At 72.9% G+C, this 10,324-nt stretch carries 12 protein-coding genes; 6 read left to right on the top strand and 6 right to left on the bottom strand.

From position 1 onward, the window contains the following. The 4 genes from ABD308_RS15420 to ABD308_RS15405 form a co-directional block, all read left to right on the top strand. On the top strand, positions 1-1,283 hold a 1,283-nt coding region (locus ABD308_RS15420), incomplete at its 5' end, for a metallopeptidase TldD-related protein (RefSeq protein ID WP_344333897.1). Positions 1,284-1,309: 26 nt separating this feature from the next. Beyond that, on the top strand, positions 1,310-1,858 hold the full coding sequence (locus ABD308_RS15415; RefSeq protein WP_344333895.1) for an RNA 2'-phosphotransferase: 549 nt from the start codon (positions 1,310-1,312) through the stop codon (positions 1,856-1,858). A 104-nt stretch (positions 1,859-1,962) separates the two neighbouring features. Continuing rightward, complete coding sequence (locus ABD308_RS15410; protein WP_344333893.1) at positions 1,963-2,352, top strand: DUF3099 domain-containing protein; 390 nt, start codon at positions 1,963-1,965, stop codon at positions 2,350-2,352. Positions 2,353-2,795: 443 nt separating this feature from the next. Beyond that, complete coding sequence (locus ABD308_RS15405; RefSeq protein ID WP_344333891.1) at positions 2,796-3,029, top strand: hypothetical protein; 234 nt, start codon at positions 2,796-2,798, stop codon at positions 3,027-3,029. A gap of 3 nt (positions 3,030-3,032) precedes the next feature. Here ABD308_RS15405 and moaA read toward each other — a convergent pair whose 3' ends face one another. The 4 genes from moaA to ABD308_RS15385 form a co-directional block, all read right to left on the bottom strand. Beyond that, on the bottom strand, positions 3,033-4,022 hold the full coding sequence (gene moaA / locus ABD308_RS15400) for a GTP 3',8-cyclase MoaA (protein ID WP_344333889.1): 990 nt from the start codon (positions 4,020-4,022) through the stop codon (positions 3,033-3,035). Positions 4,023-4,115: 93 nt separating this feature from the next. Beyond that, positions 4,116-5,726, bottom strand: coding sequence for a solute symporter family protein (locus tag ABD308_RS15395; RefSeq protein WP_344333887.1), 1,611 nt, complete (start codon positions 5,724-5,726; stop codon positions 4,116-4,118). Beyond that, entirely contained in the window at positions 5,723-6,079 is a 357-nt protein-coding gene (locus ABD308_RS15390; RefSeq protein ID WP_344333886.1) for a DUF485 domain-containing protein, read from the bottom strand. The genes ABD308_RS15395 and ABD308_RS15390 overlap by 4 nt, the downstream gene beginning before the upstream one ends. A 248-nt stretch (positions 6,080-6,327) precedes the next feature. Beyond that, positions 6,328-7,371, bottom strand: a complete 1,044-nt coding sequence (locus ABD308_RS15385) for a zinc-dependent alcohol dehydrogenase family protein (protein WP_344333884.1) — start codon at positions 7,369-7,371, stop codon at positions 6,328-6,330. A gap of 214 nt (positions 7,372-7,585) precedes the next feature. Here ABD308_RS15385 and ABD308_RS15380 point away from each other — a divergent pair, with 214 nt between their 5' ends. Both ABD308_RS15380 and ABD308_RS15375 read left to right on the top strand, forming a co-directional pair. Next, complete coding sequence (locus ABD308_RS15380) at positions 7,586-8,584, top strand: DEDDh family exonuclease (protein WP_344333883.1); 999 nt, start codon at positions 7,586-7,588, stop codon at positions 8,582-8,584. 31 nt (positions 8,585-8,615) lie between these two features. After that, a complete protein-coding gene (locus ABD308_RS15375) occupies positions 8,616-9,413 on the top strand; it encodes an SURF1 family cytochrome oxidase biogenesis protein (protein WP_344333880.1) in 798 nt (265 codons plus the stop codon). Between the two features lie 20 nt (positions 9,414-9,433). Here ABD308_RS15375 and trxA read toward each other — a convergent pair whose 3' ends face one another. Both trxA and ABD308_RS15365 read right to left on the bottom strand, forming a co-directional pair. Next, positions 9,434-9,766 carry a thioredoxin gene (gene trxA, locus ABD308_RS15370; RefSeq protein WP_344333878.1) on the bottom strand — a complete coding sequence of 111 codons (333 nt, stop codon included), beginning with the start codon at positions 9,764-9,766 and terminating at the stop codon, positions 9,434-9,436. A 3-nt stretch (positions 9,767-9,769) separates the two neighbouring features. After that, on the bottom strand, positions 9,770-10,216 hold the full coding sequence (locus tag ABD308_RS15365; RefSeq protein ID WP_344333876.1) for a MerR family transcriptional regulator: 447 nt from the start codon (positions 10,214-10,216) through the stop codon (positions 9,770-9,772). Between the last annotated feature and the right edge of the window lie 108 nt (positions 10,217-10,324).

Below are 10,324 nucleotides of genomic sequence, written 5' to 3'. Positions count from 1 at the left end.
TGGCCGGCGCCGAGGGCACCGCCTCCGGGGTGGTCTCCCGCGAGGCCGTCGGGCCGGACGACGTGGCGGAACTGGTCCGGGCCGCCGAGGAGGCCGCCCGCGCCGCCGGTCCGGCCGAGGACGCGCGGCCGCTGGTCACCGCCGCCGAGCAGCCGAACTCGCCGCACTTCACCCGGCCGCCCGCGGAGACCTCGATCGACGTGTTCGCGGAGTTCGGACCGGCCCTCGGCCGGGCCTTCGCCCGCGCCGCCGAGCAGGGCGAGCTGCTGTACGGCTTCGCCCGGCACGAGGTGGTCACCAGCTACCTGGGCACCTCCACCGGCCTGCGGCTGCGCCACGACCAGCCGACCGGCACGGTCGAACTGAACGCCAAGACCGCCGACCTGTCCGGCTCGGCCTGGACCGGCGCCGCCACCCGGGACTTCTCCGACGTGGACGTCACCGCCCTGCACGCCGAGGCGACCCGGCGGCTCGGCTGGGGCAGGCGCCGGATCGACCTGCCTGCCGGCCGGTACGAGACGCTGCTGCCGCCGTCCGCCCTCGCCGACCTCATGGTGTACCTGACTTGGTCGGCCGGCGGCCGGGACGCCTTCGAGGGCCGGACGGTCTTCTCGCGCAAGGGCGGGGCGGCGCTCGGCGCCCCGGACCAGGGTGGCGACGGGCTGCCGGAGGGAGGGGGCACCCGGATCGGCGAGAAGCTGACCGGACTGCCGCTGACGCTGCGCTCCGACCCGCGCGAGCCGGGCCTGGAGTCCGCGCCGTTCGTCCTGGCGCACGCCAGCGAGGACGAGTCCTCGGTGTTCGACAACGGCCTGCCGCTGACCGCCACCGACTGGATCCGCGACGGCGAGCTGTCCGCCCTGGTCACCAGCCGGCACTCGGCCGCCCTGACCGGGCTGCCGCTGCGCCCGGCGATCGACAACCTCGTCCTGGAGACCGCCGACCAGGAGGCCGCGCCGACCCTGGAGGAGATGATCGCCCGGACCGAACGCGGTCTGCTGCTCACCTGCCTCTGGTACATCCGCGAGGTGGACCCGGCCAACCTGCTGCTGACCGGCCTCACCCGGGACGGCGTCTACCTGGTGGAGAACGGCGAGGTGGTCGGGGCGGTCAACAACTTCCGCTTCAACGAGTCGCCGGTGGAGCTGCTCGGCCGGATCACCGAGGTCGGCCGCACGGAGCGCTGCCTGCCGCGCGAGTGGAGCGACTGGTTCACCCGGACGGCGATGCCGCCGGTCCGGGTCCCGGGATTCAACATGAGTTCGGTCAGCCAGGCCTCGTAGCGGCCGACAGGGGGAGGATCGAGACGATGGACGAGAAGCGCCTGGTCAGGACCAGCAAGATGCTGTCGCGCATCCTGCGGCACGACCCCGGCCGGATCGGGATCACCCTGGACCCGGCCGGCTGGGTCGGGGTGGACGTGCTGCTCGGCGCGCTGGCGGCCCGGGGCACCCGGCTGACCAGGGCCGAGCTGGACCACGTGGTGGCGACCAACAACAAGCGCCGCTTCGCCTACTCGCCGGACGGCCTCTCGATCCGGGCCAGCCAGGGGCACACGGTGGCGGTCGACCTCGGTCTGGCCGCCACCGAGCCCCCGCCGGTGCTGTTCCACGGCACGGCGGCCCGGAGCCTGGCGGCGATCCTCCGGGAGGGCCTGCGCCCGATGGCCCGGCAGGACGTCCACCTGTCGGCGGACACCGGGACGGCGACCCGGGTGGGCGCCCGGCACGGCCGGCCGGTGGTGCTCCAGGTGGACGCGGCCGCGATGGCGGCGGCCGGGCACGAGTTCCGGGTGAGCGCCAACGGGGTCTGGCTGACGGACGCGGTGCCGCCGGAGTACCTCTCCCAGGGCCAATAGGAGCATCTCCGCGGCCCCGGTCTCGTCGCCGATCCTCCCCCGGCGTACCGTGAGAAGGCCGCGCGGAGAGGCGCGCGGACGCGCGGACGAGGGCGGTTTGGGACATGGGCAAGAGCGCCGACGGCGGGCGGGTCTACCGGATCACTGGGGCCCGCAGCAGCCTCAGCGAGGACGTCCGCGGCCGGCAGCGCCGGTACGTGGCCTCGATGCTGCTGCGGACGGTCTGCGTGCTGCTCGCGGTGGTGCTGTGGGACGTCCAGCGGTGGCTGGCCTTCGCCGCCCTGGCGGGCGGGGTGCTGCTGCCGTACTTCGCGGTGCTGCTCGCCAACGCGGGCCGCGAGCGGGCGCCGGGACTGCCGTCCACCTTCGACGTGCCGCCGACCACGCAGCTGATGCTGGGCCCGGGCGGCGCCGGTCCGCAAGGTGCGGATGTGACGCAGGGTGCTGATGAGGCCGGGCGTATGCCCACCGATTCTTCACAGGGGCGGAGCTGACCGTCCGTTTTGAGCCGCTATCCACCGTTTGCCAAGGCGGAAAGCTCAAAAGAACCTCAGATTAATCATGCAAGACCTCCCCATACCCACCCCACGCCGTGACATACTGCGTACGCGCTCCGCATCCCCCGTCGGAGCGACGGACCGACGCCGGGCGGCTCCCCCCGTGGCTGCCCGGCGTCGCCATTCCCCTTTCTTTGGGCTCGGCTCGCCTCCGGGCCGCTCTGACCCGGCGCCGACGGTCGTCGCTCCAACGCCGCTCGTTCCTCGCGTCGTCCTCGCTTCTCGCTTTCGGCACCGGCGCGGCCCTTTGGCTCGCTCGCACGTGCTCGGGTGGGCGTGGCGTGCTCGGGTGAGTGCGGGTTCCTCGGCGTGTCCGGGCGGGCAGGCGGGTCTGAGAGACTGGCGGTGACGACTTCCCGCCGCCCCTGAGGACGATCACGATGCTGCTCCCCGACGCCCCTCAGCCGCAGACGCCGATCTGCTCCGCCAAGGGCTGCCGGGCGGACGCCGTCTGGGTACTGGTCTGGAACAACCCCAAGCTGCACACGCCGGACCGCCGCAAGACCTGGCTGGCCTGCGACGAGCACCGGGAGCACCTGTCGCAGTTCCTCGGCGTGCGCGGCTTCCTCAAGGAGGTCCTGCCCTTCGCCGAGTGGACCCCCGCGGAAGGCTGAGCCTCAGCCCCCGATGGCCGACATCGGACGGGACGGCTGGTGGAAGTCCGGGTCGTCGATCCCCGCGCCGGCCTTCTTGCCCCACATCGCGGCCCGCCACAGGGCCGCCAGTTCGGCGTCGTCGGCGCCGGAGCGCAGTGCCGTGCGCAGGTCGGTCTCGCCGGTGGCGAAGAGGCAGTTGCGGATCTGGCCGTCGGCGGTGAGCCGGGTGCGGTCGCAGGCACGGCAGAACGGGCGGGTGACCGAGGCGATCACGCCGACCCGGCCCGGGCCGCCGTCCACCAGGAAGCGTTCGGCGGGCGCCGCGCCGCGGGCGGCGGAGGGCTCGGGGGTGAGGGTGAACCTGGCGGACAACCGCTCCAGGATCTCCTCGGCGGTGATCATCGCGGAGCGGTCCCAGCCGTGCTGGGCGTCCAGCGGCATCTGCTCGATGAACCGCAGTTCGTAGCCGCGCTCCAGGCACCAGGCGAGCAGCGCGGGCGCCTCGTGCTCGTTGACCCCGCGCATCAGCACCGCGTTGAGCTTGACCGGGGTGAGCCCGGCGGCCTCGGCGGCGGCCAGTCCGGCCAGCACGTCCTGGTGGCGGCGGCGCCGGGTGAGGGTGTGGAAGGTGTCCTCGTCGAGGGTGTCGAGCGAAACGTTGACCCGGTCCAGTCCGGCCGAGCGCAGTGCCGCCGCGGTGCGGGCGAGGCCGATGCCGTTGGTGGTGAGCGAGAGCTCGGGGCGCGGGTCGAGGGCGGCGCAGGCCTCGACGATGCCGATCAGCCCGGGGCGCAGCAGCGGCTCGCCGCCGGTGAAGCGGACCTCCTGGACGCCGAGGTCGCGCACGGCGAGGGTGACCAGCCGGACGATCTCCTCGTCGGTGAGCAGCTCCGGCTTGGCCAGCCAGCTCAGGCCCTCCTCGGGCATGCAGTAGGTGCAGCGCAGATTGCACCGGTCGGTGAGGGAGACCCGCAGGTCGACGGCTCGGCGGCCGAAGGTGTCGAGCAGCACGGCGGTCCCTTCCCGTGTGAGGTGCCGCCGGGGAGGCGGCCGGCCCGGCCACCGTCACGGCGGGGCCGGGCCAGCTTAGTCATGATCCGCCGGTCAGTGGGCGCCCAGCCCGGTGAGGGAACGGACCTCGAGTTCAGCGTACTTCGCCGGGTCGGCCTGGCGGCGGGAGAGCACGGTGCCGACCCAGCCGGCCAGGAAGCCGACCGGGATGGAGACCAGCCCGGGGTTCTCCAGCGGGAACCACTGGAAGTCGGAGTGCGGGAAGAGCGAGTTCTTCCCGCCCGAGACGACCGGGGAGAAGATCACCAGCGCCACCGAGGACGTCAGTCCGGCGTAGACGGAGCTGACGGCGCCGGTGGTGGTGAACCGCTTCCAGAACAGCGAGTACAGCAGGGTGGGCAGGTTCGCCGAGGCGGCCACCGCGAAGGCCAGGGCGACCAGGGCGGCGGCGTTGAGCTTGTCGGCGAACAGGCTGAGCACGATCGCGACCGCACCGATGCCGGCGGCGGCCCACTTGGCGACGTGCACCTCCTCGCGCTCGGAGACCTTGCCGCGCCGGATGACGTTGGCGTAGAGGTCGTGGGCGAAGGAGGCCGAGGAGGCCAGGGTGAGCCCGGCGACGACGGCGAGGATGGTGGCGAACGCGACCGCGGAGATCACCGCGAGCAGCACCGCCCCGCCGGTGGTGCCCGGGCCGCCGCCGAGCTGCTCGGCGAGCTGCGGGGCGGCGGTGTTGCCGGCCGCGTTGGCGGCCTTGATCGCCTTGGGGCCGACCAGGGCTGCGGCGCCGAAGCCGAGCGCCAGGGTCATCAGGTAGAAGCCGCCGATGATGCCGATCGCCCAGAGCACCGACTTCCGGGCGGCCTTGGCGGTGGGCACCGTGTAGAAGCGGACCAGGATGTGCGGCAGGCCGGCGGTGCCGAGCACCAGGGCGAGGCCGAGGCTGAGGAAGTCGAGTTTGCTGGTGCCGGTGACGCCGTACTTCAGACCCGGTTCGAGGAAGGCGTTGGCCTTGCCGCTGGCGTCGGCGGCGGCGCCGAGCAGCGTGGACAGGTTGAAGTGGTACTTGGCCAGCACCAGCACGGTCATCAGCGCGGTGCCGGCGATCAGCAGCACGGCCTTGACGATCTGCACCCAGGTGGTGCCCTTCATGCCCCCTATGGCGACGTAGAGGACCATCAGCGCGCCGACCGCGACGATGGTCCACCGCTTGGCGGCGTCGCCGCTGACCCCGAGGAGCAGGGCGACCAGGCTGCCGGCGCCGACCATCTGGGCGAGCAGGTAGAAGATCGACACCACGATGGTGGAGATGCCGGCGGCGGTGCGGACGGGGCGCTGGCGCATCCGGAAGGCCAGCACGTCGGCCATGGTGTAGCGGCCGGAGTTGCGCAGCGGTTCGGCGACCAGCAGCAGCGCGACCAGCCAGGCGACCAGGAATCCGATGGAGTAGAGGAAGCCGTCGTAGCCGAACAGCGCGATGGCGCCGGCGATGCCGAGGAAGGACGCGGCGGACATGTAGTCGCCGGAGATGGCGAGGCCGTTCTGGAAGCCGGAGAAGGCGCGTCCGCCGGCGTAGAAGTCGGCGGCGTCCTTGGTCTGCCGGCCGGCCCAGATGGTGATGCCGAGGGTGGCGAGCACGAAGACCCCGAACAGGGTCATGGTGAGGCCGCGGTGGTCGGTGGCGGAGCTGGCGATCAGGTTCATTCGGCGGCCTCCCGAGGGGCGTGGACGACCGCACCGCGCGCCTCGCGGATCGCGGACGCGCTGGGGTCGATCCTCCGGTCGGCGTAGCGCGCGTACCAGGCGGCGATGGCGAAGGTGGTGAGGAACTGCATCAGCCCGAGGACCAGGGCGACGTTGATGTGACCGACGACCTTGGCGCCCATCAGGGCGGGCGCGTAGCCGGAGAGCAGCACGTAGAGCAGGTACCAGAGCACGAAACCGATGGTGACCGGGAACGCGAAGTTCCGGAACGAGCGCCGGAGGGTGCGGAACTCCTCACTCTCCTCGATGAGTTGGGTTTCGCTGGGGGTGGTGGTGATCGGCGGCGATTCCACTCTGACTCCTCACTCCTTCGGCGTAGCGGTCGCATCAGAGGAAACGATCGGACGTGAGCGAAGTCACAATCCAGATGCGCGCCGCGCCATGCTAGGAGGGCCCCGCTTCACCCGAAAGAGTTTGACCGTGATCAGACAAATCTTCACTCCTTCGCCGCAACCGAGCGACGAAAACCACCTATCCGGGCACATTTCAGGGGTGGTCCGGCGAGCCGGACCACCCCTGGTGAAGCGTCAACAGCGGTACGTCAGAAAGCGATCCGCACCTTCAGGGCCGAACGGTCGTCCATCGCCCGGTAGCCGTCCGGGACGCCGTCCAGGTCCACCGTGCGGTCGAAGACCAGGCCCGGCTCGATGGCGCCGGACAGGACGTCCGGCAGCAGCTCGGGGATGTAGGCGCGGGCCGGCGCGACGCCGCCGCCCAGCGAAACGTTCCTGCCGAACATCTGGCCGATGTCGACGCCCGCGCTGCCGCCGTGCGGCACGCCCACGTAGCCGACGGCGCCGCCGTCCCGGGCGATCGACACGGCGGTGCGCATCGACTCCTCGGTGCCGACCGCCTCCAGCACGGCGTGCGCGCCCTGCCCGCCGGTCAGCTCCCGGACCGCCTCGATCGCCGCCTCGCCGCGCTCGGCGACCACGTCGGTCGCGCCGAACCGGCGGGCCAGGTCGGTGCGGGCCGCGTGCCGGCCCAGCGCGATGATCCGCCCGGCGCCCAGCCGGTTCGCGGCCAGCACCCCGCACAGGCCCACCGCGCCGTCGCCGACTACCGCCACCGTGGCGCCCGGCCGCACCCGCGCCGAGACCGCCGCGTGGTGCCCGGTCGCCATCACGTCGGAGAGCGCCAGCAGGTTCGGCAGCAGCTTCTCGTCGCCCTGCGCCTCCTTGGGCAGCTTCACCAGGGTGCCGTCCGCGAACGGGACCCGCACCGCCTCGCCCTGCCCGCCGTCCGAGCCGACCTGCCCCCAGAAGCCGCCGTGCGGGCAGGAGGTCTGCAGGCCCTCGCGACAGAAGTCACACGTGCCGTCCGACCAGACGAACGGCGCCACCACCAGGTCGCCCGGCCGGAAGCCGCGCACCTCGGCGCCGGCCTCCTCCACCACCCCGAGGAACTCGTGCCCGATCCGCTGCCCGGCCGCCCGCGCGGAGACACCGCGGAACGCCCACAGGTCGCTGCCGCAGATACAGGCGTTCACCACCCGGACCACCGCGTCGGTCGGCCGCTGGACGACCGGGTCCGGCACCTCCTCGATCCGGATGTCACTGGGACCGTGGATGACGGTGGCGCGCATGGGGTTCGTCCTTCGCAGAGGTGCCCGCCGGGGTGTCGCGGGCGACCGGAAAACAATCGACCAGGTGTACGACGACTGCACCGTCCACTCTATTCCGGTCCGTTCCGGGAGGTCCCGGTCGGCCTTCCGGGAGGTCCCGGCCGGCCTTCCGGACGGCCCCGGCCACCGGCGAACCGCCGTCCGCGCCCCCCGGCGGGCCTTATTCTGTTGCACCATGTACGCGATCCAGCCCGAGACCCCCGGCGCGGCACCGCGGAGCGCCGCGGTCCCGGCCCAGCGCTCCGCCGCCCCCGCCGGCGGCTTCGCGGTGGTCGACGTCGAGACCACCGGCCTCGGCCGCACGGACCGCGTCATCTCGGCGGGCGTCTACCAGCTGGACGAGGACGGCCACGCCGTCGACCACTGGTACACCCTGGTCAACCCGGAGCGCGATCCCGGCCCGGTCTGGATCCACGGCCTCACCGACGACCAGCTGGCCGGCGCGCCCACCTTCCCGCAGATCGCCGACGAGTTCGCCGAGCGGCTGCGCGGCCGGGTGATGGTCGCCCACAACGCGCTCTTCGACTGGAACATGATCTCCCGCGAGTTCTCCCGGGCCGGCCTGCGCGCCCCGGTCGAACAGCGGCTGTGCACCATGGTGCTGGCCCGCGACCTGCGACTGCCGCTGCCCAACGGCAAGCTGTCCTCGCTGGCCGCGTACTTCGGCGTCCACCAGCGCCAGGCGCACAACGCGCTGGACGACGCCCGGGTGCTCGCCGAGGCGTTCCGCCCCAGCCTGGAGCTGGCCCGCTCGGGGGGCGTCCCGCTGCCGCTGCAGACCTGCGTGGCGGTCGCCCACCTCGGCGAGGACGCGCCCGCCTCCCCCGCCCGCGCCTCCTGGACCGGCGCCTCCTACCGGCAGGCCAGGAAGCGCCCGCCGTGCCCGTACCCGAACCCCGGGCGCTGGGAGGACGGCAAGCCGCTGGTCCAGGGCATGCGGGTGGCGATCACCGGCGACACCGCCACCGACCGCGAGCTGCTGGAGGACCGCGCCGTCGAGGCCGGCCTGCACATCGCCACCTCGGTGAGCCGGCTCACCAGCCTGCTGGTCACCAACGAGCCGGACAGCTGGAGCGGCAAGGCCCGCAAGGCCCGCGACGTCGGCACCCCGGTGGTCGGCGAGGACGCCTTCCTCCAGCTGCTGCGCGAGGTCGCCCCGCACCCCGGTGCGTGAGCCGGTTGTGAACAGGGCGTACCGTGCCCGTGTGTACCGTTTTCTGCTCTCCCGGCGCTGGCTGATCGCCCTGCTGATCGCCCTGCTGCTGATCCCCACCACCATCCGTCTGGGGTTCTGGCAGCTGCACCGCCACGAGGCGCGGGTGGACCGCAACGAGCTGATCGCCCAGTCCCTCACCGCCGAGCCCGTGCCGTACGACACCCTGTCGGCCACGCCCGGGTTCGCCGTGCCCAAGGACCTCACCTGGCGCCCCGTGACGGCCACCGGGCAGTACGACCCGGCGCACGAGTTCGTGGTCCGCAAGCGGACCGACTCCAGCGGCGACAAGATCGGCTACTTCGTGGTCACCCCGCTGGTGCTCGCCGACGGCAAGGGAACCGTCCTGGTCAACCGCGGCTGGGTGGCCTCCGGCACCTCCGCCACCGACTACCCGGCCGTCCCGGCCCCGCCGGCCGGCCAGGTCACCCTGACCGGCCGGCTGCGCGCCGACGAGACCGCCTCCGGCAGCATCAAGGACCGGGCCGGACTGCCGGACCGGCAGTTCAACCTGATCAGCACCACCCAGCAGGTCAAGGAGAACGGCGCCGCCCTGCTCGGCGGCTACCTGGAGCTCACCGCCACCGAGCCGGCCCCCGCCGAGCAGCCCGAGCTGCTGCGCGAGCCCAACCACTCCGACATCGGCCCGCACATGGCGTACGCGATCCAGTGGTGGCTGTTCACCGCGATGATCCCCGTCGGGTTCGCGGTGATGGCGCGGCGCGAGGCCAAGGACCGCCGCGGGGAGGCCGCCGAGGCCGAGGGCACGACGGTCGCCGTCCCCGCCTGAGGCCGCCGGGGCCGGACCGCTCAGAGCACGTCGTCCAGCTCGCGCAGCAGCCGCGCCTTGGCCCGGGCGCCGATCACCGACTTCACCGGCTCGCCGCCGCGGAACACCATCAGCGTCGGCATCGACAGCACCCCGTACGCCGCCTGGGTCTGCGGGTTGTGGTCGACGTCCAGGCTGACCACGGTCAGCCGGTGCGCCTCCTCCCGGGCGATCTCCGCCAGCACCGGCACCATCTGGCGGCACGGCGGGCACCAGTCGGCCGTGAAGTCCACCAGCACCGGCCCCTCGGCCGACAGCACCTCGGCGGCGAAGGTCTCGTCCGTCACCGCCGCCACCCCTGTGATCCGCACCATGGCCTACCTCTTCTCCCACTCGTTCCGGTCGGGGGCCGCCGACGCGGCCCATTCGCACTGCGGCGGCTCCGCGGCGGCCCCCGCGGCGAGCGCGTCGCGCTCCCGCTCGGCCCGGGCGTACTGCTCGGACACCCGGGTACGGACCTCCTGGAGCCTGGCGATGCACTCGTCCAGCTCGGACAGCTTCTTCCGGTAGACCTCCAGCGAGGCCGGGCAGGAGTCACCGTGCGGATGACCGGCCTGCAGGCACTCGACGAACGGCCTGGTGTCCTCCAGGCCGAAGCCGAAGTCCTGAAGGGTGCGGATCTGCCGCAGCAGGCGCACGTCCTCCTCGCCGTACGCGCGGTAGCCGTTGCCGGCCCGCCGGGCCGGGAGCAGCCCGAGCTGCTCGTAGTACCGCAGTGCCCGGGTGGTGGTCCCCGCCCGCTTCGCCAGTTCACCGATCCGCATGTCCGGACCCTGCCCTTCCGGCAGCCGTTCGAACGCCGCCGGGAACGACGGTAGACCTTGACGCGGGCGTCAACGCCAGCGCGGCGGCCGCGCCCCGGGCGAGCGGGC

Source organism: Kitasatospora putterlickiae (assembly GCF_039527695.1).
Classification (GTDB): domain Bacteria; phylum Actinomycetota; class Actinomycetes; order Streptomycetales; family Streptomycetaceae; genus Kitasatospora; species Kitasatospora putterlickiae.
The sequence above is the reverse complement of the archived record's forward strand: the minus strand, read 5'-3'. Positions and strand labels throughout refer to the sequence as shown.